This is a genomic window from Serratia marcescens (genome assembly GCF_006715005.1).
Taxonomy (GTDB): Bacteria; Pseudomonadota; Gammaproteobacteria; order Enterobacterales; family Enterobacteriaceae; genus Serratia; species Serratia montpellierensis.
The window spans coordinates 4,484,874-4,505,273 of record NZ_VFMJ01000001.1 but is presented as its reverse complement, the minus strand read 5'-3'; the positions used below and the strand labels follow the sequence as shown (position 1 = coordinate 4,505,273).

20 protein-coding genes are annotated in these 20,400 nt (G+C 61.4%); 15 read left to right on the top strand and 5 right to left on the bottom strand.

The window, feature by feature from the left end; translation table 11 throughout:
• Positions 1 to 60: 60 nt before the first annotated feature.
• Positions 61 to 963 (bottom strand): LysR family transcriptional regulator, encoded by a 903-nt coding sequence (locus FHU12_RS21850; protein WP_063918233.1) that lies wholly within the window; start codon positions 961 to 963, stop codon positions 61 to 63.
• 140 nt (positions 964 to 1,103) lie between these two features.
• Here FHU12_RS21850 and FHU12_RS21845 point away from each other — a divergent pair, with 140 nt between their 5' ends.
• The 7 genes from FHU12_RS21845 to FHU12_RS21815 all read left to right on the top strand — a co-directional run bounded on the left by FHU12_RS21845 (position 1,104) and on the right by FHU12_RS21815 (position 7,714).
• Positions 1,104 to 2,639, top strand: coding sequence for an MFS transporter (locus tag FHU12_RS21845; RefSeq protein ID WP_141971766.1), 1,536 nt, complete (start codon positions 1,104 to 1,106; stop codon positions 2,637 to 2,639).
• A 41-nt stretch (positions 2,640 to 2,680) separates the two neighbouring features.
• Positions 2,681 to 3,721 (top strand): HlyD family secretion protein, encoded by a 1,041-nt coding sequence (locus FHU12_RS21840; protein ID WP_141971764.1) that lies wholly within the window; start codon positions 2,681 to 2,683, stop codon positions 3,719 to 3,721.
• Complete coding sequence (locus FHU12_RS21835) at positions 3,721 to 5,166, top strand: efflux transporter outer membrane subunit (RefSeq protein ID WP_141971762.1); 1,446 nt, start codon at positions 3,721 to 3,723, stop codon at positions 5,164 to 5,166. The genes FHU12_RS21840 and FHU12_RS21835 overlap by 1 nt, the downstream gene beginning before the upstream one ends.
• Entirely contained in the window at positions 5,147 to 5,920 is a 774-nt protein-coding gene (locus tag FHU12_RS21830; protein ID WP_141971760.1) for a siderophore-interacting protein, read from the top strand. The genes FHU12_RS21835 and FHU12_RS21830 overlap by 20 nt, the downstream gene beginning before the upstream one ends.
• Before the next feature lie 21 nt (positions 5,921 to 5,941).
• Positions 5,942 to 6,385 carry a universal stress protein gene (locus FHU12_RS21825; protein WP_141971758.1) on the top strand — a complete coding sequence of 148 codons (444 nt, stop codon included), beginning with the start codon at positions 5,942 to 5,944 and terminating at the stop codon, positions 6,383 to 6,385.
• 71 nt (positions 6,386 to 6,456) lie between these two features.
• Entirely contained in the window at positions 6,457 to 6,969 is a 513-nt protein-coding gene (locus FHU12_RS21820; RefSeq protein ID WP_141971756.1) for an Mpo1 family 2-hydroxy fatty acid dioxygenase, read from the top strand.
• Position 6,970: 1 nt separating this feature from the next.
• Positions 6,971 to 7,714 carry a nucleotidyltransferase family protein gene (locus FHU12_RS21815; RefSeq protein ID WP_141971754.1) on the top strand — a complete coding sequence of 248 codons (744 nt, stop codon included), beginning with the start codon at positions 6,971 to 6,973 and terminating at the stop codon, positions 7,712 to 7,714.
• Between the two features lie 31 nt (positions 7,715 to 7,745).
• Here FHU12_RS21815 and FHU12_RS21810 read toward each other — a convergent pair whose 3' ends face one another.
• Positions 7,746 to 8,846 carry an alkene reductase gene (locus FHU12_RS21810; RefSeq protein WP_141971752.1) on the bottom strand — a complete coding sequence of 367 codons (1,101 nt, stop codon included), beginning with the start codon at positions 8,844 to 8,846 and terminating at the stop codon, positions 7,746 to 7,748.
• A gap of 379 nt (positions 8,847 to 9,225) precedes the next feature.
• On the opposite strand from FHU12_RS21810, the gene FHU12_RS21805 reads away from it, so the two are divergent.
• Together FHU12_RS21805 and FHU12_RS21800 are read left to right on the top strand one after the other, a co-directional pair.
• Positions 9,226 to 10,392 (top strand): MFS transporter, encoded by a 1,167-nt coding sequence (locus FHU12_RS21805; protein WP_025304822.1) that lies wholly within the window; start codon positions 9,226 to 9,228, stop codon positions 10,390 to 10,392.
• Between the two features lie 184 nt (positions 10,393 to 10,576).
• Positions 10,577 to 10,813: a DUF4282 domain-containing protein gene (locus tag FHU12_RS21800; RefSeq protein WP_019452598.1), complete on the top strand. Its 237-nt coding sequence runs from the start codon at positions 10,577 to 10,579 to the stop codon at positions 10,811 to 10,813.
• A 51-nt stretch (positions 10,814 to 10,864) separates the two neighbouring features.
• Here FHU12_RS21800 and FHU12_RS21795 read toward each other — a convergent pair whose 3' ends face one another.
• Positions 10,865 to 11,614, bottom strand: coding sequence for an NAD-dependent epimerase/dehydratase family protein (locus FHU12_RS21795; protein WP_141973057.1), 750 nt, complete (start codon positions 11,612 to 11,614; stop codon positions 10,865 to 10,867).
• A 93-nt stretch (positions 11,615 to 11,707) separates the two neighbouring features.
• Positions 11,708 to 12,571, bottom strand: coding sequence for a LysR family transcriptional regulator (locus FHU12_RS21790; protein ID WP_141971750.1), 864 nt, complete (start codon positions 12,569 to 12,571; stop codon positions 11,708 to 11,710).
• Between the two features lie 114 nt (positions 12,572 to 12,685).
• On the opposite strand from FHU12_RS21790, the gene FHU12_RS21785 reads away from it, so the two are divergent.
• The 4 genes from FHU12_RS21785 (at position 12,686) to FHU12_RS21770 (ending at position 18,507) form a co-directional block, all read left to right on the top strand.
• Complete coding sequence (locus tag FHU12_RS21785) at positions 12,686 to 13,444, top strand: SDR family NAD(P)-dependent oxidoreductase (protein ID WP_141971748.1); 759 nt, start codon at positions 12,686 to 12,688, stop codon at positions 13,442 to 13,444.
• A gap of 260 nt (positions 13,445 to 13,704) precedes the next feature.
• Positions 13,705 to 15,567, top strand: a complete 1,863-nt coding sequence (gene bglF, locus FHU12_RS21780) for a PTS beta-glucoside transporter subunit IIABC (RefSeq protein ID WP_141971745.1) — start codon at positions 13,705 to 13,707, stop codon at positions 15,565 to 15,567.
• A gap of 14 nt (positions 15,568 to 15,581) precedes the next feature.
• Positions 15,582 to 16,985 (top strand): glycoside hydrolase family 1 protein, encoded by a 1,404-nt coding sequence (locus FHU12_RS21775; protein ID WP_141971743.1) that lies wholly within the window; start codon positions 15,582 to 15,584, stop codon positions 16,983 to 16,985.
• 151 nt (positions 16,986 to 17,136) lie between these two features.
• On the top strand, positions 17,137 to 18,507 hold the full coding sequence (locus tag FHU12_RS21770) for a carbohydrate porin (protein WP_376698869.1): 1,371 nt from the start codon (positions 17,137 to 17,139) through the stop codon (positions 18,505 to 18,507).
• On the opposite strand, the gene FHU12_RS21765 is transcribed toward FHU12_RS21770, so the two are convergent.
• The gene (locus FHU12_RS21765; protein ID WP_025304829.1) at positions 18,508 to 19,107 is read right to left on the bottom strand and encodes an HD domain-containing protein; all 600 of its coding nucleotides are present in this window, start codon (positions 19,105 to 19,107) and stop codon (positions 18,508 to 18,510) included. It lies immediately after the preceding gene.
• A 95-nt stretch (positions 19,108 to 19,202) separates the two neighbouring features.
• Here FHU12_RS21765 and FHU12_RS21760 point away from each other — a divergent pair, with 95 nt between their 5' ends.
• Entirely contained in the window at positions 19,203 to 19,667 is a 465-nt protein-coding gene (locus tag FHU12_RS21760; RefSeq protein ID WP_049202597.1) for a MarR family winged helix-turn-helix transcriptional regulator, read from the top strand.
• Positions 19,668 to 19,827: 160 nt separating this feature from the next.
• Positions 19,828 to 20,253, top strand: a complete 426-nt coding sequence (locus tag FHU12_RS21755) for an organic hydroperoxide resistance protein (RefSeq protein ID WP_004934114.1) — start codon at positions 19,828 to 19,830, stop codon at positions 20,251 to 20,253.
• The last annotated feature ends 147 nt before the right edge of the window (positions 20,254 to 20,400 follow it).

Sequence of the window (20,400 nt, the reverse complement as noted above, 5' to 3'; positions counted from 1 at the left end):
ATCTGGCAGGCGTATTTGGGTTCTGCCGCGAGCATCTTCTCTCCCCAACACCTAACCCCCTCACTCCCGCTGCAAAAAGAACTGCTTGATGGTCTGCCGCAGCCAGCGGTGCGCCGGATCGCGATCGAGGCGCGGATGCCAGGCCTGCACGATAAACACCGACTCCAGCTCGAGCGGCAGCTCGATCTCCGCCAATGGCAGGTGGATGTTGCTCACCCCCTGCAGCACGTGGCGCGGCAGCGGCAGGATAAAGTCCGATTTCATGGTCAACATCATCGCTGAATGGAAGCCCGGCAGGGTCAGAGCGACGTTGCGCTGCAGGCCGAGATCGCGCAGCGCATCGTCGATCGGCCCCTGCGTACGCCCGCGGCGGGAGACGCTGATATGCGGGTAATGGGTCAGGGTTTCGGGTGTTACCCGGCCGATGATCGGGTGCCCCGGCCGCACCAGCGCCTGAAAGGTGCTGGTGAACAGGCTCTGCGTCTTGATTTCCGGGTGCCAATCGCGTGAGGAACCGATCACCAGATCCACTTTGCCGCTGCGCAGCGCGTCATCCTCGCCGTCGCTTTCGGCGATGAATTTCAGGCCGCTCAGCGGCGCCGATTCCCGCAGCGTCTCCAGCAATCCGCCTGCCAGCGCGCCGATAAAGATGTCGTTGGCGCGAATGGTGAAGGTTCTGGTCAGCCTGCCGGGTTCGAACGCATCATTCGGTGCGATCAGCGCGGCGGCCTGTTCGATGATCTCGCCGAGCTGGCGTTTCAATTCCAGCGCGCGCGGCGTCGGCACCAGATGCTTGCCGGCCCTGACCATGATCGGATCGTCGAACTGCCGGCGGATGCGCCCCAGAATGCGGCTCATCGCCGGCGCGCTCAGGTTCATCTTTTCGGCAGCGCCGCTCACGCTCCCTTCTTCCAGCAGCAGATTCAGCGCATAGATCAGATTGAAATCAATTTTTTGCGGCATGGCCTCTCCGGTCGTGGTGTGCGTAGTGGATTGCGTTTTGTGCAACTAGTTAATTACATGATTTCATTTTAAACAATCGAAATAAGTCCGGATACTGCCCACGACAACAAAGATTGAGGCTGAAACAGCAGGAGTGGGGAATGGTTGAGGTGTCTGTTACGCCGCACCACAAAAATCGATGGCTCGCCAGCGCCGGTGAAATCAACGGCCGCACCTGGCTGGGGCTGTTCGGCGTGTTTTTGGCGGTGATGGCCAGCGGCGTGGGGGAAAACGCCAGCAAGTTCGCGCTGGCGGACATACAGGGCGGCATGCTGCTGAGCTTCGATGCCGGCAGCTGGCTGACTACCTGTTACGTCACCGGTTTTGTGATCGGTTCCGGGTTCACGCCCTGTTTTTGGCCGACTTTTTCGCTGCGCCGGGTGGCGTTGACGATGTGTGGCATTTATCTGGCCGGCGGGCTGCTGACGCCCTGGCTGGGAGAACAGTATGGCACGCTGTTGGCGGTGCGCAGCCTGCAGGGCTTCGCCGGCGGCGCGTTGCCGCCGATGCTGATGACGGTGGTGCTGCGTTTTATGCCGCCGCTGATCAAGGTGCTGGGGCTGGGCGCCTACGGCTGGGTCTCGGCCTGGAGCGCCACGCTGGGTGCCACCGCCGCCGCCTTCGCCTTCCACTGGGGCTGGAGCGGGTATTTCTACTGGAACCTGCCGCTGATGGCGATCGCCGCCTTGTGCATCGGCTACGGTCTGCCACAGGATCCGCTGCGGCTGGAGCGCCTGCGGCAGTTCAACTGGCGCGGCCTACTGCTCGGCGGCATGGCGCTCGGCATGCTGACGGTGGGCATTTCACAGGGGGAGCGGCTCGACTGGCTGAATTCGCCGCTGATCTACGTTTTATTATTGGGCGGCGGCGGATTATTGGCGTTATTTCTGATTAACGAATGGTACCACCCGCTGCCCTTTTTTAAATTACAGCTATTAAGCAAAAGGAATTTGTCTTTCTCCTTAATTACGCTGGGTGGCGTGCTGTTAATTATGGTGTCGCTGGTTAATATCACGTCGGGATATTTAGCCGCGATTCAAGGTTATCGTCAGGAACAAACCTCCGACTTAATGCTGTGGGTTGCGTTGCCGCAATTAATTACGCTGCCGATCGTCGCCATAATTTGCAATACGCCGCGGGTGGATTGCCGCTGGGTGCTGGCGATCAGCCTGCTGTTGATGGCCACCGCCTGCGTGCTGGCGGCTCAACTGACGCCGGAATGGAACGGCGACACGTTTCGCGTCATCGCGCTGTTGCAGGCGGTCGCTCAACCGATGGCGATCATCCCGTTGCTGATGCAGGCGACCGGTGGGCTGTTGCCGACCGACGGGCCGTTTGCGGCGGCCTGGTTCAACGCAGTGAAAGGCTTCGCGGCCACCGCAGCCGGCGGCGCCATCGCGCTGCTCAGCCGCCAGCGCGGGGATTATCACGCCGGCACGATCGCCGACGGTTTCGGCTCGGCCTACAGTAGCGCATCGGGCGGTGCGGAACAGCTGGCGCAGCTCGCCGCCCGGCAGAGCCACGTGCTGGCCAGCGCCGATCTTTATCTGTTGGTTGCCGGCCTGGCGTTATTACTGACCGCGCTGATTTTATTTATGCCGACCCGTATTTATCCGCCGCGATCGGTCGCCGCCTGACATTTCATCATCAGAAATACCTATTATATGGAGTCACTTTTATGGCTAATAAGAAAGTCGCCATTGCCGTATTGGCGGTCACCGCCATTACGCTGGGATTATTAATCAATAAATTCTTTATTAAAGATACACAGCAGCACACCAACGATGCCTATATTCGCGCCGATATTTCGCGTATTTCTCCGCAGATCGCCGGTGAAATTGCACAGGTGTTGGTCAAGGACAACCAGTGGGTCAAGCAGGGGGAGTTGCTGGCGGTGATCGACCCGCGTGAATTCAACGTTGCTCTGGCGCAGGCGACGGCGCAGGAACAATCGGCCCGCGCCCGGCAGGACGACGCCAGGGCTAACCTCACCCGGCAGAGTGCGCTGATCGCCGCCGCGCAGGCGGAGCGGCAGGCGGCGCAGGCGGAGCTGGCGTTTGCGCGCCAGGAGCAGAACCGCTACCAGCGAATGGCCAGCAGCGGTGCGGGCTCGCAGCAGGCGGCGCAGCAGGCGACGACGCGCGTGCACACGCTTTCCGCCAATGTGGCGCAGGCGGAGGCGACGCTCAAAGCGGCGAAAAATATGGAGCAGGTGCTGCAGGCCAAGCTGGCGGACAGCGATGCCGAACTGATGTTGGCGCAGGCGAAGAAAGCGATGGCCGAACTGAACCTGTCTTATACCCGCATCACCGCGCCGATCGGCGGCGTGGTCGGCAAGAAAAGCCTGCGGGTCGGGGAGTTCGTCAAACCGGGCGATGCGCTGCTGGCCATCGTGCCGCAGGACAAGCTGTACATCATCGCCAACTACCAGGAAACCCAGTTGGAAAACATTGCGCACGGGCAGTCGGTAGACATCCATATCGATACCTTTCCCGGTCAAACGCTGAAAGGGCAGGTGGACAGCATCGCGCCAGCTTCCGGCGTCAGTTTCTCGGCCGTGGCGCCGGAAAACGCCACCGGTAACTTCACCAAGATCGTCCAGCGCATCCCGGTGAAGATTGTGTTTGATATCAACAAGGAGCACGCCGCTTTGCTGAGCGCGCTGCGCGTCGGCATGTCTGCGGACGTCAGCATCAATACGCTGGAGGGGGGGCTGTAATGAACAGAGCCGTGATACCGCTCTTGCTGATTGCGCTGAGCGGCTGCCGGGCGGTGGAGCCGGATTATGCTCAGCCACAGAACACATTGCCCGAGAGCTGGGGTCAGCAGGCCGGCAGCGGGGAATTGCCGGTGGCCTGGTGGTCGATATTCAACGATGCGCCGCTGTCGCAGCTGGTGCAGCGCGTGGCGGCCGGTAACCTGGATCTGCAGCTCGCCACGGCGCGCCTGCAGCAGAGCCACGCCCTGCTGGGGGTGACGGAGGCGGCGCTGATGCCGGATCTGAGCCTGGATGGCGCCTATCAGCGCCAGCGCGCTACCTCGGTGGGCAGCATGGATCCGTCCGGCAACGGCGGAGAGGCGGATTACAACCTCTGGCGCGGCGGCTTCAGCGCCGCCTGGGAGTTGGACATGTGGGGCAAGCTGCGCCGCGCGTCGGAAAGCGCGCGCGCCGGCTTCGCCGCTTCGCAGGAGAATCGGCGCGCGCTGCTGACGTCGGTGACGGCGGAGGTGGCGAGCAACTATCTGCGCCTGCGCGCCACGCAGCAGCAGCTGGCGGTGGCGCAGGAAAACCGTGCCACCGCGCTGCGCACGCTGCAGCTGACGCAAAGCCGTTATCAAAGCGGCGCGGGCAACGAACTGGATATCGATCAGGCGCAGGTGCAGTTGGCGCAGGTGGATGCCCTGCTGCCGACGTTGGCCGACCGGCAAGAACGGCTGATTAACGCCATCGGCCTGTTGCTGGGTGAGCGGCCAGGCGCGCTGAAGGCGATGCTGTCGCCGCCGGGGCCGCTGCCGACGCTGGCGCGCGCGGTGCCGATGGGGGTGCCGTCGGATCTGGCGCTGCGCAGGCCGGATATTCGCGAAGCGGCGGAGCGTTTGCATCAGGCGACCGCCGAGATCGGCGTCGCCACCGCCGACTACTATCCGCGCATCACGCTGACCGGCAATGCGGGCTATCAGGCGTTGGCGCTGGCGGATATGGGCAGTTGGTCCACGCATACCTTCGCCATCGGCCCCGCCCTGTATTTGCCGCTGTTCGACGGGGGGAAAATCACCCAACGGGTGCGCCTGAGCGAATACCGGCAGCAGGAAATGGCCATCGCCTACCAGCAAACGGTGCTGCGCGCCTGGCACGAGATTGACGACGCGCTTTCCGGCTATCGCGCCCAGCAGCGCCGCCAGACGCACCTGACCGAGGCGCTGGCCGCCAACCGACACGCGTTTGCGCTGGCGCGCGACAGCTATCTGAACGGCGCCAGCGATTTTATCCACGTTCTGAGCACGCAGCGCGCGCTACTGGATCTGCAGTCCGCGCAAATTGTTTCAGAGGAGGAGACGGCGATCGCCGTGGTGAATATCTATCGAGCGCTGGGCGGCGGCTGGGAACACACCTACCCGTCTGTGGCGCCACAGGAGAAGGCTGATGCACAACACGTTGAATAAGATGGTCGACGAGATGCTGGAAAGGGACACCCGCCGCAAACGGGAGGCTCGGGTGAGCGCCGTGCGGCAAGTCACCGCCCGGATCCGCCGCATCACGTTGAGCGGCGACGATGTGGATAAGTTTATCGCCGATCCGCGCGCTCAGGAGCCGGCCAGCTGGGTCAAGGTGTTCTTTCCGTGGCGCGACACCCTGGCCGGGCGGGCTTACACCCTGAGCGGCATCGATAAACTCGCCCGCACCTTCGATATCGACATGGTGCTGCACGGCGAAGGCCCGGCGTCGAACTGGGCGCGCGACGCGATGCCGGGCGACAAGCTGGGGTTCGCCGGCCCTTGCTCCGGCGGCTTTCGGCTGCTGCCGCAAACCCGCTGGCTTTTGTTGCTGGGCGATGAGACCGCGTTGCCCGCCATGCGCACCATTCTCGCCTCGCTCTCCGATCCGTTGCCGGTGCTGTGGTTCGCCGAAGTGGGCGATGCGCAGGAGATCCAGGACATCGATTGCTCCTTTTTGCAGGTGAACAGCTGGCAAATACGCACCCGGCATTTCGACAGCGTGATGAACAGCCCGCTGGTGCAGGCCGTCAGCCACTGCGAACTGCCGGCCGGGGAAGGGCAGGTGTGGCTGGCTTGCGAACATCAGATTGCCGCGTATCTGAAGGCGCGTTTTATCAACGAAATGGGCATCTCCCGCGCCGCTTTGTTTGCCAAAGGTTATTGGAAAAAGGGCGAAGCCAATTTCAAGGGCGCGATTTAACTCGGTCGAATGAGGATGGTTATGATTGAGAGAGTGTTATTGGCGGTGGACTGCTTTGAACACAGCGGCAACGCCCTGGAGTTTATGGCGCGTCTGCAAGGCAGCATCGGCGGCGTGATCGTGCTGACGGTGGTGGACAATGCCTTCACGCTCAGCCGCAGCGGCCTGCGTTTCGACAGCGAGGAGCGCGAGGAGTATCCCGCCGCGCTACGGGAAGAGGCGCTGGCGGAAAAGCAGGTCGGGCAGGTGACGCGGGCGTTGAAACAGATGGGCTTCAACGCCCAGGGCCTGCTGGCCGCCGGGGCACCCATCGAGGTGATCCCGGAGCAGATGGCGCTGTTCAACTGCGATCTGTTGATCATCTCGCACCGCCACCTGTCTTCGTTGGAGCGCTGGCTGAACGCCTCGGTCACGCGCGGCCTGCTGGATGAGATTGGTCAACCGGTATTGGTGATCCCGCGCTAAGCTATGGAGAAGGGCAGCCGCATACGGCGGCGCGCGTTCGGCGACGAAGGCCACACATACCGGAGGTCAACATGCGAAGTCTGGAAGATCAACTTGCCGCTTATGCCGCCTATCACCGCGATGCGCGCAATATCGTCACGCACTTTATCGGCATCCCCCTGATCGTCGTCAGCCTGCTGGCACTGCTCTCCCGGCCGGCATGGGGCGCGGGGTGGCTGCCGTTCTCGCCGGCCTGCGCGGTGGTGATCGTGTCGGCCCTCTATTACCTGCGGCTAAATCTGCGCCTTGGCGCCATGATGCTGGCGTTGCTGCTGCTGTGCCTCGGGGTCGGCGCCTGGGTGGCGTCGCTGTCGACGGCGGCGTGGCTGAGCGTCGGCATCGGCGGCTTCGTCATCGGCTGGCTGTTTCAGTTTGTCGGGCATTTCTGGGAGGGACGAAAACCGGCGTTTATGGACGACGTGACGGGCCTGATCATCGGCCCGCTGTTCGTGCTGGCGGAAGCCTGCTTCCTGGCCGGCGGGCTGTGCGAACTGCAGCGGAACATCGAAATGCGCGCGGGCAAAGTGCGCAACGGGAGGGCATGAGGTGGCGTTGATTCCCACGGTGACGGCATTTCCGCTGCAGCGGGCTTTTATCCCGCTGCTGGAAGCGCTGACGGCGGGGCTGCCGCGTCAATTTCCGGCGCTTATCCACAGCATTTATCTCTACGGCAGCGTCGCGCGCGGCGAAGCCCTTCCCGGCGTGTCCGATCTGGACATCACGCTGTTGCTCATCAAGCCGGCCGATAGTGAGGCGTTACAGCGCCTTGAGGCGTGGCGGCAAGCCTTTCAGCTGGAGCAGCGGATCGTGAGCAAGGTCGACGTTGACATCGGCAGCGTCGAGGAGGCGTTGGCGCCGGAGCATCACGATTCCTGGGGATTTTGGCTGAAGCATCACTACCGCTGCCTGTGGGGCGAAGACGTGTCCGCCGCTTTTTCGCTGTTTCGGCCCGATCGGCGCATCGCGCTGGCGGTCAATGCCGATTTGCACCGCGTATTGGCGCGTTATCGGGAGCAACTGCTGCAGGCAAGGACGGTATCGGAGGAGAGGCGCTTAAAGCGCGAAGCGGCCAGAAAACTGATCCGAGCCACCAATATGCTGCGCGCCGAGGGAAGCCCGTTCTGGCCAATAACGTTAACCGACTATGCCGAACAGCTGTCGGCGCTTTATGCAGAGCAGCGAGATGAAATGGACTATTGGTTAGCGCACGCGGTGGGAGAGGCGAATGACGCGGATTTTAACGACAGAATGATGCGATTTCTCGACTGGATCGAAGCACAGAAAAAATAACGCCGGCTTGAGCCGGCGTTGTCGGCGATCGTTACCCGATCGTCGGGTAATCGGTGTAGCCTTCCTGGCTGCCGCCGAAGAATTTCTCTTTGATTGGCGCATTCAGCGCCAGCCCGTGCTGCAGGCGGTGAGGCAGATCCGGGTTGGCGATGAACGGGCGGCCGAAGCCGATCAAGTCTGCCCAACCTTTGGCCAGCGCTTCTTCAGCGCGTTCAGGCGTGTATTTGCCCGAGTAAATCAGCGTGCCGCGGAAAATCAGGCGCAGCGACTCTTTGAACGCCGCCGGCATCACCGGGGCATCATCCCAATCCGCTTCGGCGATGTGAATATAAGCGGCGCCGATATCGTTCAGCACGCTGGCCGCCGCCAGATAGGTGGCTTCCGGGGTATCGTCCTGCGAGCCCATCAGGGTGGTCAGCGGCGCCAGGCGCACGCCCAGTTTCTCTTTGCCGATGGCGTCCGCGACTGCCTGCGCGACTTCCCGCAGGAAACGCAGGCGATTTTGCAGTGAACCGCCGTATTCGTCGTCACGCTGGTTTTCCCGCGAGTCGATAAACTGATTGATCAGATAGCCATTCGCACCGTGCAGCTCTACGCCGTCGAAACCGGCGGCGATGGCGTTGCGTGCCGCCTGGGCGTAGTCGTTAACGATCGCCGGGATTTCTTCCCGCGTTAAGGCGCGCGGTGCGGAGTGTTGCACCATTTCACCCACGCCATGTTCCGGCCCGCGACCTTCGACATCCACGAACACTTTGACCCCGTCGGCCTGGATGGCGGAGGAGGAGACCGGCGCGGCGTGGTCAGGCTGTAAAATAGTGTGTGACACGCGGCCGACGTGCCAAAGCTGCGCGAAGATCTTGCCGCCGGCCTGATGTACGGCGTCGGTCACTTTTTTCCAACCGGCGATGTGTTCCGGGGAGTAAATGCCGGGCGTCCAGGCATAACCCTGGCCCTGCTGGCTGATCTGCGTACCTTCGCTGACGATCAGCCCGGCGCTGGCGCGCTGCGCATAATATTCAGCCATCATGTCGGTGGCGACGTCGCCGGCACCGGCCCGAGAGCGGGTCATTGGCGGCATGACGATGCGATTGTTCAGCGATAAACCGTTTAAAGAATACGAGTCAAAAAGCATGGCGCTTCCCTCTATGTGAATTAGGTCGTCGGGCGTTGATGTTTTACTGAGGCCATTATATTTCGTCGTTTAATTCTAAAAACGCGCACAATAACAAAACACTTTTGCTCTGTGTTCAATAGTTGCGGCAGCCGCCGATGGGTCGGTATGGCGGCTTGCACAGGTGGTGAGAATGAACCCGATGTGCGCTCGGGCGACGGCGGCTATTGCTTGTCGGCGCATTGCTGAGATAGAGTCGGCTGCTGTTTTTCCCCACGATTTTTAACAAAATCGCAAAAGTCTTTTAGCCTCCTGCCTGCTTATCTTTGGTGTGATCAATGTCATACTTTTGGCATCTTAACTTTCCCGCGCTTCGGCAGCGGTTAACCGGAGTTGTTGAATGAAAATTAACTTTCCCTTATTAGCCCTGGCGGTGGGGGCGTTCGGCATCGGCACGACCGAGTTTTCCCCGATGGGGTTGCTGCCGACGATCGCCAAAGGGGTGGATGTCTCCATCCCGATGGCCGGCATGTTGATCAGCGCCTACGCCGTTGGCGTGATGGTCGGTGCACCGCTGATGACGCTGCTGCTCTCGCACCGGGCGCGCAGAAGCGCGCTGATCTTCCTGATGGCGATCTTTACCCTGGGTAACGTGCTGTCGGCCATTGCGCCTGACTACACCACCCTGATGCTGTCGCGCATCATCACCAGCCTGAACCACGGCGCTTTCTTTGGTCTCGGTTCCGTGGTGGCCGCCAGCGTGGTGCCGAAGGAGAAACAGGCCAGCGCCGTGGCGACCATGTTTATGGGGTTGACCATCGCCAATATCGGCGGGGTGCCTGCTGCGACCTGGCTGGGTGAAACCATCGGCTGGCGCATGTCGTTCCTGGCCACCGCAGGGTTGGGGGTGATCGCCATGTTGGGGCTGTGGTTCTCGTTGCCGAAAGGCAGCGCCGGCGCGCGCCCGGATGTGAAACGCGAACTGTCGGTATTGGTACGCCCGCAGGTGCTGTCCGCCTTGCTGACGACCGTGCTGGGCGCGGGCGCGATGTTCACGCTCTATACCTATATCTCGCCGGTATTGCAGCACATCACCGATGCGACGCCGCTGTTCGTGACGTCCATGCTGGTGTTGATCGGCGTCGGTTTCTCCATCGGCAACTACCTGGGCGGCAAATTCGCCGACCGTTCCGAGAGCGCGACGCTGAAGGGCTTCTTGCTGCTGTTGGTGGTTATTATGCTGGTGATCCCGTTCCTGGCGCGCAGTGAAATCGGCGCGGCAGTCAGCATGGTGATTTGGGGGGCGGCGACCTTTGCCGTGGTGCCGCCACTGCAGATGCGCGTGATGCGCGTCGCCAGCGAAGCACCGGGCCTGTCGTCCTCGGTCAACATCGGTGCCTTTAACCTGGGCAATGCGCTGGGCGCCGCCGCCGGTGGTGCGGTGGTCTCCGCCGGGCTGGGATACAGCTTCGTGCCGGTGATGGGCGCAATTATTGCCGGATTGGCGTTGCTGCTGGTGCTGTTCACCCACCGTCAGGCCGAAAAAGTGGCCTACGCCAGCAACTAAGTTGTACCTGCACGGCGGAACTCTCCGCCGTGCAGATTTTTAGCGTAAGTATTCGGGCGAAGGATCGTCTCTATTTATGTACTGTAATAGGGGCTTAGCCGCTATCATTACCCATGTATATGCATGGTGGCCGCTTGCACGGCCCCTCTGGGATAATGAAAGACCTGCCTAAGGAAAGATCCACATGAGAAATATCTTCTTCTTCGACGCGATGCTCACGCCAAAAATCATCACCGCCGTTTATTGGCTGGCGCTGTTGGGTGTGTTGATCAGCGGCATCGGCATGATGTTCTACGGCGAGTTCTTCCGCGGCCTGTTCGGCATCATCGTCGGCGGCGTGTTCGTGCGTGTGGCGTTCGAGATGATCATCATCGCGTTTAAAAATAACGAATACCTGCGCAAGATCGCCGAAAAACCGTAATGCTGCCCCAACGCCGGGTTCCTCCCGGCGTTGTTTCCCTTTCCGCTCAGGCTATTCAAAGCCGAGCAGGCTGAACGCATCGTCCTGCGGGGTGTAACCCAGCAGGCGACGGGTCTCTTCCAGCGATAAACGTTTGTAGCGGTTGTTGGAAACCCCGTGCACCACCGCATATTGCACCCCTTCGACACGAATGCAACGCTCCAACAGATCGGCGGCGTCGCGATGGCTGAGAAAAGCGCTCATGTCGCGGGCGCTAAGCTGTTCGCCCCGGCTCAGGGTGGTGAAGTTGGCGATGCGCACCGACAGGGCGGAAAGCCCTTCCTGATGGGCGAAATAGGCGGCGATGCCTTCGCCGAAGGCTTTGCTGGCGCCGTACAGGTTTTTCGGTTTCGGCGCGTCGTCCGGGCGGATTTGGTAATCGAGCGGATAGCCTTCCACCGCCTGCGCGCTGCTGGCGAACACCACCCGGCGGCAGCCGGCGTCTTTCGCCGCGCGGAAGATATTGAAGGTGCCGAGAATGTTGTTGTCCATCAACGAGCTGCAGAAGTCGGCGTCGGGGGAGGGGTCGGCCGCCAGGTGCAGCACGGTGTCGATATTGGCGCAAGCCGCGCGGCAGGCGTCGAGATCGGCGATGTTGAAGCTGATGACTTCGTCGCCGGGCTGCAGATCGCGCAGCAGGCTGATGTCGCGTTCCGCCAGACGCAGCGCGTAGCGGTCGCCCATCGCCTGACGAAACGCCGTGGCTACCCGGCCGCCGGCGCCGGTGATCAAAATCCGTCCTACATCAGTACGCAACACCATGGTGACTGCCATCCCTACTCTCGATTAAGCGTTGACCAGTAATAATCCCCCGCGTGACTTTTGTCCAGTGTTTATATTAATCATTCTGATGCTTTATGCCGGCAATGGGCATGTTTTGCCGAGCGTTTCGACCAGGAAATTCATCACCGCGCGCACGGCAGCGGTGCGCGCTAAATCGGGATACGTCACCAGCCAAAGCTCGCGCGTTGGCGCGGCGTTGGCCGTGGGCAACGCGACCAGATCCGGATCGCCATCGGCGACGAACGTCGGCAAAACGGCAGCACCCAGCCCCGAACGCGCCGCTTGCTGCAGTGAAAACAGATCGCTGGCCTGAAAGACCACCGGACGGCCCTGCAACAGCTGTTGCAGCCATTGCTGATGCGGCTGCTGCCGATAGTGATGGTCATAGGCGAGAAAGCGGCGCGCCGCGTCGGGCAGTGCGGCGTGCTCCGGTGCGGCATACAGCGCGTAGCGCATCATGCCGATGCGCTGCGTCAACAGCTCCGGTTGCTGTGGGCGTACCATGCGCACGGCGATGTCGGCTTCACCGCGATCCAGCTCGGCGAGCGCCGATTCACCCGACAGCGTGACGACGATCTGTGGAAAAGCCTGGTTAAATGCGGCAATGCGCGGCGCGAGAATATGCGCGGCGATCGACGGCGGCGCACTGATGCGCACGCCGGCCTGTGGCGTTGCGCCGGCGCTGCGCGCATGGCGGGCGATAGCCTGACTTTGCTCCTCGATCTCCGCCGCCAGCCCGGCAATCGCCTGCCCGTCCTGGGTCAAGGGCGTGCTGCGCGGCAAACGCACGATCAAACGCAGGCCGAGCGCCTGTTCCAGCGCCGCTACGCGTCGCCCGACGGTGGCGTGATCGCAACCCAGCTCCCGCGCTGCCGCCGACAACGAACCGGTACGCGCCAGCGCCATGAAGTGTTTTAAATCCTGCCAGTCAAACATCGGTGAATTCCTGCACATTGATGATGAGATTTTAGGGAATATTCACACGAATAACGGTGTGATTCAATGTGTGAACGTTTCCTTTTAAATTGAATTATTCAATTAGTATTTCTTATGAATTTGCAACTGCAGCAACGCACGGCATTGGTCACGGGCGCCAGTGAAGGGATCGGTGCCGGCATGGTCAGAGTATTGGCCGCTCAAGGGGTCACGGTGGTGGCTACCGCACGACGCGGTGAGCGGCTGCAGGCGCTGGCGGATGAGGTGGAACGGCAAGGGGTGGTGCGCCCGTGGGTAGCCGTTGCAGACGTGACCGACCCTGAGGCGATAGCCCAGTTGGCGGCGCAGGCGCTGCGTCAGGTGGGGACAGTCGATATCCTGATCAACGCGGTCGGCGCGTTTCACCCCACAACGCTGAACGACAGCGATCGCAGCTGGGATGACGCCTTTGCTTTGAATTTCACACCGGCCCGGCGGTTGACCCAGGCGCTGCTGCCGGCCATGCAGGCGCAAGGCTGGGGCCGGGTGATCAACATCAGCGGCTCGATGGAGCCGCGCAGCCTGAGCGCCGCCAGCGCCGCCAAGGGCGCGCTGCATCTGTGGGCCAAAGGATTGGCCGGCGACGTGGCTGCACAGGGGATTACCGTCAATACGCTACAGCCGGGGCGCATCAACAGTGAACAGATCCGCGAGCGCTTATACGCTTGCGATGAAGCACGCCAGGCGTTCATTGCGCAACATATCCCGATTGGCTACTTCGGCGAACCGGAAGATATGGCCTATCTGGCGGCGTTTCTTTGTTCCCCGCTCGCGCGATATATCACCGGCGCGGTGATCCCGGTAGATGGTGGCATGCATTATTTCGCGCATTGAGGCCGTTTTGCCCCCGCGATCACAGTTCGGCAATTTGCCGATGCAAAGGCTTGCCCCGGTAAAATCCGCGGTGTTAACGTCATAGCTCAACCGATTTAGGGTTGTTACTGCTGCGGCAGGCAAAACCTAAACCTCGCGTTTCTGTTCCCCGATAGGGCAGAGGCCGCGAGGTTTAGGTTTTTTTTTGCGCCGAATTCCGCCTCAGCGCCAGGCCAGTGCGGGGAGGGGAGCGGCAGAACGCGAAGTCTAAGGATAACCGTATGAAATATGACACATTAGCCAGTGAGATTTTGGCCGGCGTCGGTGGCCGCGACAATGTGAAAAGCCTGGTGCACTGCGCCACCCGCCTGCGTTTCAAGCTGCGTGACGACACTCGCGCCAACGCGGCAGCGCTGAAGAAAAACCCCGGCGTCATCATGGTGGTGGAGAGCGGCGGCCAGTTCCAGGTGGTGGTGGGCAACCACGTGGCGGAGGTGTTCGACGCGGTCAACCGGGTCGGCGGATTGGCCGAGGGCGCGCCGAGCGACGACGCGGGCGGTAAAAAAGACAGCTTGCTCAGCCGCTTTATCGATCTGGTGTCCGGCATTTTTACCCCGCTGCTCGGGGTGATGGCCGCTTCGGGGATCCTGAAAGGCTTCCTGGCGCTGAGCCTGGCCTGCGGCTGGCTGCTGGAGAGCGGCGGCACCTTCAAAATGCTGTTCGCCGCCAGCGACTCGCTGTTCTACTTCTTCCCGATCATGCTCGGCTACACCGCCGGGAAAAAATTCGGCGGCAACCCCTTCGTCACCATGGCGATCGGCGGCGCGTTGACGCATCCGCTGATGATGGCGGCGTTCGAAGCGGCGCAGCAGCCGGGGGCGGTGCGCGAATATTTCTTCGGCATTCCGCTGACCTTTATCAACTACAGTTCGTCGGTGATCCCGATCATCTTCGCGGCCTGGGTATCCTGCCGCCTGGAGCCGCTGTTTAACCGGGTGATCCACAGCGCGCTGCGCAATTTCATCACGCCGCTGCTGTGCCTGGCGATCACCGTGCCGTTGACCTTCCTGCTGATCGGCCCGGCGGCGACCTGGCTCAGCCACCTGCTGGCCAACGGCTATCAGAGCATTTACGCCTTTAACCCGATCATCGCCGGCGCCTTTATGGGGGCGATGTGGCAGGTGTGCGTGATCTTCGGCCTGCATTGGGGATTGGTGCCGTTGATGATCAATAACCTGAGCGTGCTGGGGCGCGACACCATGGTGCCGCTGCTGCTGCCGGCGGTGATGGGGCAGGTCGGCGCCACGCTGGGCGTGATGCTGCGCACTCGCGATGCCAAGCTGCGGGCGCTGTCCGCTTCGGCCATCGGCGCCGGGATTTTCGGCATCACCGAACCGGCGGTGTACGGCGTTACGCTGCCGAACAAACGCCCGTTCATCTTCGGCTGCATCGGCGGCGCGCTGGGCGGTGCGGTGATCGGCTACTTCCATACCTCGGTCTACTCGTTCGGCCTGGTGAGCGTATTCACCTTCGCGCAGATTATCCCCGGCGGCGGCATCGACGCCACGGTATGGGGCGCGATCGGCGGCACCCTGCTGTCGTTCGTGTTCGCCGCGCTGGCCAGCTATCTGTTCGGCGTCGCACCGGCGGAAGAGACGGTGCAGCCTGAAGCCGCCGCGCCGCTTAACCGCAAACAGGCCATCCTCAGCCCGATCGCCGGCGATATCGTGCCGCTGGATCAGGTGAACGACGCGACCTTCGCCAGCGGCCTGCTGGGGAAAGGGGTGGCGATTGCGCCGCAGCAGGGGCGCGTGGTGGCGCCGGTCAGCGGCAGCGTGGCGTCGCTGTTCAAGACCAAACACGCCATCGGTATTGAATCGGACGACGGTGCGGAGATTCTCATCCACGTCGGCATCGATACCGTGAAGCTGGACGGGGCGCATTTCACCGCCCACGTGCGGGAAGGCGAGCGGGTCGCCCCGGGCGATCTGCTGATCGAGTTCGACCAGGCGGCGATCCATGCCGCCGGCTATGACACCACCACGCCGATCATCATCAGCAACAGCGATGACTACGTGGACGTGTTGACCAGCGGCCTGTCTCCGGTGCAGGAACAGGCGCCGCTGCTGACTTTATTACGTTAATTGAGGAGCAAGCGATGAACGGCAAGTTTCCGCAACATTTTCTGTGGGGCGGCGCGGTAGCGGCGAACCAGGTAGAAGGCGCGTATCAGGCCGACGGCAAGGGGCTGTCGACCTCCGATCTGCAGCCGCAGGGCATCTTCGGCGCCATTACGCCGCGCATGGCGGGCGACAGCGGCATCAAGGACGTGGCGATCGATTTCTATCATCGTTATCCGGAGGACATCGCGCTGTTCGCCGAAATGGGCTTCAAGTGCCTGCGCACCTCGATCGCCTGGACGCGCATTTTTCCACAGGGCGACGAAGAGACGCCGAACGAAGCCGGGCTGGCGTTTTACGATCGGCTATTCGACGAGATGGCGAAGTACGGCATTCAGCCGCTGATCACGCTGTCGCACTATGAGATGCCTTACGGCCTGGTGAAGCACTACGGCGGCTGGGGCGATCGGCGCACCATCGATTTCTTCGAGCGCTATGCGCGCACCGTGTTCGAACGCTATAAGCACAAGGTCAAACATTGGCTGACCTTCAATGAGATCAACATGTCGCTGCATGCGCCCTTCACTGGCGTCGGCCTGCCGCAGGAAAGCGACAAGAGCGCCGTCTATCAGGCGATCCACCATCAGCTGGTGGCCAGCGCCAGAGCGGTGAAGGCCTGCCACGAGATCGTGCCGGAGGGCAAAATCGGCAACATGTTGCTGGGCGGCATTCTGTATCCGCTGAGCTGCAAGCCGGAAGATCTGCTGGAAACCCAGCGGCAAAACCGCGACTGGCTGTTCTTCGGCGATGTGCAGGCGCGCGGCTATTATCCGGCCTATATGCAGCGCTTTTTCCGTGAAAACGGCGTCCAGGTGGCGATCACCGAGGAAGATCGGCAAACGCTGCGCGAAACCATCGATTTCATCTCGTTCAGCTACTACATGAGCGGCTGCGTCACCGCCGACCCGGAGCAGTTCGAGACGGCGCGCGGCAACATTCTCGATATGGTGCCGAACCCGCACCTGGCCAGCTCGGAGTGGGGGTGGCAAATCGATCCGATCGGGCTGCGCTACCTGCTCAACGTGCTGTATGACCGCTATCAGAAGCCGCTGTTCATCGTTGAGAACGGGCTGGGCGCCAAAGACCGCGTCGAGGCGGACGGCAGTATCAACGACGACTACCGCATCAACTACCTCAATGACCATCTGGTGCAGGTGGCGGAAGCCATCGACGACGGCGTCGAGGTGATGGGCTACACCAGCTGGGGGCCGATCGATTTGGTCAGCGCCTCGAAGGCCGAAATGTCGAAGCGCTACGGCTTCATTCACGTCGACAGAGACGATGCCGGCAACGGCAGCCTCGAGCGCCGCCGCAAGAAAAGTTTCTACTGGTATCGCGATGTGATCCACAGCAACGGCGCCAGCCTGAAAGACCGGCGCTAATCTCTAAGCCCGGCGGCAAGCGCCGGGCGTTAACCTAACGTTATTCGCTGCTGTTCATGATGGGAAATTCTCTCCCAGGGAATGCTGTTGCCCGCAGTCAGCCGTTATGCGGAGAAATATAATAATGATGAAAAGCTTATTACCTCGTTCCATGACTCTGGCGGCGCTGGCGCTGTGGTGCAGCCAGGCGCAGGCGGAAACGCTGCAAACCGGCAAGGACGTCGAAGCCCCCACCGCCAAATGGGAAGGGGTGGCGCTCGGCTTTGAGCCGCCGCAGCCCGGGCTGTTGGGGGATATGCTGGGGATCAGGCCGATCCTGGAGGATCACGGCTTCCACTATAATCTCGGCTACCTCAGCCAGCTGTCGTATAACGCCGGCGGCGGTTACAACCACGATAAACAGGCGTCGTACATCGACCAATTCTCGCTGACCTTCAGTCAGGATCTGCAGGCGCTGACCGGCATTCCGGACGCGGCGATCGAAGGCAATATCGTCAACCGCAACCATGACAATAACCTGACCCGCGATCGCTTGCAGGACTCGCGCGTCGGCCTGACCGATCTGTCGCAGGAGAGCTTTGGCGGGCAGTCGATTACCCGCCTGGGCTGGCTGACCTTCAGCCGTTCCTTCCTCGAACAGCGGCTGAAGTGGCGCATCGGCATGATGAACAAGGTGCAGGATTTCGATCAGATTATCCCCTGCGATTTTCAGACGCTGACGCTGTGCGGCGGCAAGTCTGCCAACTCGTTGACCTGGTATAACTGGAACGTGCATTACTGGGGCACCACGCTACAGTACAAGCTGACCGATGGCCTGACGCTCAAGGGCGGGGTGATGGAGCAGAACCCGAGCGCCCCCAGCCGCAGCCACGCCTGGAGTTGGTCCACCAAGGGCAGCAAAGGCTTCCTGTTGCCGATGGAGCTGGAGCTGAAAACCCACGCCGTCAACCAGCTGCCGGGGGTGTATAACCTGGGTGTGCTGTTCACCAACGCGCGCCAGAGCGATCTTTATGAAGGGGTGTCCGGCGGGCCGGGCGCCAGCGATCCGCAGGGTTATCGCAACCACGATCGCACCTGGTTCCTGTATACCGGTTTTAACCAGCAGGTGACGCGCCATGCGGATGACGTCAACCGCGGCCTGAGCGTGTTCTACAGCCTGGGCCTGGGGGATCAGCGCAGCAACTACCTGCACTGGTCTACCTCGACCGGCATTCGCTATCGCGGGCTGTTCGATGCGCGGCCGGACGACTGGCTGGGGCTCGGTGTCTCGGTGGTGAAACTGAGCGACCGCTACAAAGACAATCAGCGGTATCTCAACCAGATGAGCGGCATCAGCGATTATCACGATCCGAACTACCGGCCGGTACCGGGCCACTCGGTGACGGCGGAGCTGTATTACCGCGTTAACGTCACGCCGTGGCTACAGCTGCAGCCGGGCCTGCAGTATTGGCATCACCCGGCGGGCGTCAGTGAGACGCAGGACGCCTGGGTGACGGCGTTGAAAACGGTGGTGACCTTCTGATCAGGCCGCGTCGCTCTCGCGGTAGCGCCGGCGGGCGTGTTCGAACCAGCTGGCCGGAACGTTGTGCGGTGGCTGCTGCAACCTGAGCAGCCCCTGTTCAACGATATGGCTGGCCTGGCGCCACAGCGTCGGGTCGCCTTCGGTCAGTACCTCCAACAGGCGCTGTTTCTCGATCAGGTAGGTCTGGGCGAAGTGGCTGTCGTAGTCCAGCAGCGAGCGGGTGTTGTCGATCAGATCCGCCAGCTTGATGGTTTTGGCCTGCGGCGACGCGCCGGCGCTGTGGCGCCGATCGCGGTTTTTACGTTCGAAGCGGTTGCCGTCCTCGGCGTGGCTGACGTTGGTCAACATCCGCACCAGCTCCGCCACCTTCGGCCCGAAATGGCTGTCGATATCGCCGAGGGTGGTGGGCGTGTCTTCCACCGTATCATGCAGCCAGGCGGCCGCCAGCATCTCTTCGGTGTGCGGCACGCTGCGCACCAGCTCCATCACCGCCTGCGGGTGGACGATGTACGGATCGTCGGTGTATTTGCGGCGCTGATCGATGGCCGCATGCGCCTTGGTGGCGTAGCGGCGCGCGCGTTCTACAAGCGTATTCGTCATTTCCTTTCCCTCCGAGCATCCTCTGCATAAAAAAGGTAGCATACCTCACAAGAAATAGCTTGCGATTACATCGTGCACTATCTATATTCATACACATGAAAAGCACCGAGACCGAACAACCCAAGGCGAAGAACCTGCTGCAGCTCGATCAGCAGCTCTGTTTCGCGCTGTACTCCGCCAATCTGGCGTTGCACAAAGTCTACCGCAAACTGTTGAGTCAGCTCGAACTCACCTACCCGCAATACCTGGTGATGATGGTGCTGTGGGAGCGCGATCGGGTGACGGTATCGGATATCGGCGAGCGGCTGTTCCTCGATTCCGCCACGCTGACGCCGCTGCTGAAGCGGCTGGAAACCGCCGGTTTGCTGGTGCGCTATCGCGCCACCACCGACGAGCGGCAGGTGATCATCGCCCTGACCGAAGCCGGCCGCGCGCTGCGCGAGCGGGCTCAATCGGTGCCCGAGGCGGTGATGTGCGCCACCGACTGCAGCCTGGACGAGATCGTCTCGCTCAAACAGCAGCTGGAAAAGCTGCGCGGCAGCCTGATCGATCAGATTTGACCCGCCGCCGCCGGACGCAAGAACGGCGCGGGTGGTCTACACTGGTTAATAAGTGTTAAATATAAGTAGTGCGCGATTTAATCGCAAAAGATAAATATGTGACCGGCTTTACCTCGTGGAAGCCGTAGTCATCTCGCCAACCAGCAAGAAGGAATGAACGATGTCTATTGAGAAAGTGGTTTACCGCGCTCACGCCACCGCAACCGGCGGCCGCGACGGCCGTGCGACCTCCTCCGACGGCGTGTTGGACGTGAAACTGGGCGTGCCGAAAGAGATGGGCGGCGCCGGCGGCGAAGTCACCAACCCCGAGCAGCTGTTCGCCGCCGGTTACTCCGCCTGTTTCCTCGGCGCGTTGAAGTTTGTCGCGGCGAAGGAAAAGGTCAAAATCCCGGCCGAAGCCAAGATCGACGGCACCGTCGGCATCGGTGAGATTCCCAACGGCTTCGGCATCGAAGTGCAGCTGGATATCTCGCTGCCGGGCATCGAGCGCAGCGTGGCGGAAGATCTGGTGAAAAAGGCGCACGTGGTGTGCCCATACTCCAACGCCACCCGTGGAAATATCGATGTGACTCTGAACGTTAAGTAAGATTTTTGCCGATATCTGGAAAAAATGGAGGGTTTGTCCCTCCATTTTCTTGTGTGCCCTGCCTGAAAATCGCTCAAAAAAACGGTAAATTTTGTCCTTTTTGTGAGAATTCTCTTGATTATTACCCGCAAAATAACGCTTATTGCC

Bases quoted from the DNA above. Each gene is read 5' to 3' on its own strand.
- FHU12_RS21785 (WP_141971748.1), top strand. From the start codon at position 12,686: ATGAATTTGCAACTGCAGCAACGCACGGCATTGGTCACGGGCGCCAGT.
- FHU12_RS21830 (WP_141971760.1), top strand. From the start codon at position 5,147: ATGCACAACACGTTGAATAAGATGGTCGACGAGATGCTGGAAAGGGAC.
- FHU12_RS21790 (WP_141971750.1), bottom strand. From the start codon at position 12,571: ATGTTTGACTGGCAGGATTTAAAACACTTCATGGCGCTGGCGCGTACC.
- FHU12_RS21795 (WP_141973057.1), bottom strand. From the start codon at position 11,614: ATGGTGTTGCGTACTGATGTAGGACGGATTTTGATCACCGGCGCCGGC.
- FHU12_RS21825 (WP_141971758.1), top strand. From the start codon at position 5,942: ATGATTGAGAGAGTGTTATTGGCGGTGGACTGCTTTGAACACAGCGGC.
- FHU12_RS21770 (WP_376698869.1), top strand. From the start codon at position 17,137: ATGACTCTGGCGGCGCTGGCGCTGTGGTGCAGCCAGGCGCAGGCGGAA.
- FHU12_RS21845 (WP_141971766.1), top strand. From the start codon at position 1,104: ATGGTTGAGGTGTCTGTTACGCCGCACCACAAAAATCGATGGCTCGCC.
- FHU12_RS21760 (WP_049202597.1), top strand. From the start codon at position 19,203: ATGAAAAGCACCGAGACCGAACAACCCAAGGCGAAGAACCTGCTGCAG.
- FHU12_RS21775 (WP_141971743.1), top strand. From the start codon at position 15,582: ATGAACGGCAAGTTTCCGCAACATTTTCTGTGGGGCGGCGCGGTAGCG.
- FHU12_RS21810 (WP_141971752.1), bottom strand. From the start codon at position 8,846: ATGCTTTTTGACTCGTATTCTTTAAACGGTTTATCGCTGAACAATCGC.
- FHU12_RS21805 (WP_025304822.1), top strand. From the start codon at position 9,226: ATGAAAATTAACTTTCCCTTATTAGCCCTGGCGGTGGGGGCGTTCGGC.
- FHU12_RS21755 (WP_004934114.1), top strand. From the start codon at position 19,828: ATGTCTATTGAGAAAGTGGTTTACCGCGCTCACGCCACCGCAACCGGC.
- FHU12_RS21840 (WP_141971764.1), top strand. From the start codon at position 2,681: ATGGCTAATAAGAAAGTCGCCATTGCCGTATTGGCGGTCACCGCCATT.
- FHU12_RS21765 (WP_025304829.1), bottom strand. From the start codon at position 19,107: ATGACGAATACGCTTGTAGAACGCGCGCGCCGCTACGCCACCAAGGCG.
- FHU12_RS21835 (WP_141971762.1), top strand. From the start codon at position 3,721: ATGAACAGAGCCGTGATACCGCTCTTGCTGATTGCGCTGAGCGGCTGC.
- FHU12_RS21800 (WP_019452598.1), top strand. From the start codon at position 10,577: ATGAGAAATATCTTCTTCTTCGACGCGATGCTCACGCCAAAAATCATC.
- FHU12_RS21850 (WP_063918233.1), bottom strand. From the start codon at position 963: ATGCCGCAAAAAATTGATTTCAATCTGATCTATGCGCTGAATCTGCTG.
- bglF (WP_141971745.1), top strand. From the start codon at position 13,705: ATGAAATATGACACATTAGCCAGTGAGATTTTGGCCGGCGTCGGTGGC.
- FHU12_RS21820 (WP_141971756.1), top strand. From the start codon at position 6,457: ATGCGAAGTCTGGAAGATCAACTTGCCGCTTATGCCGCCTATCACCGC.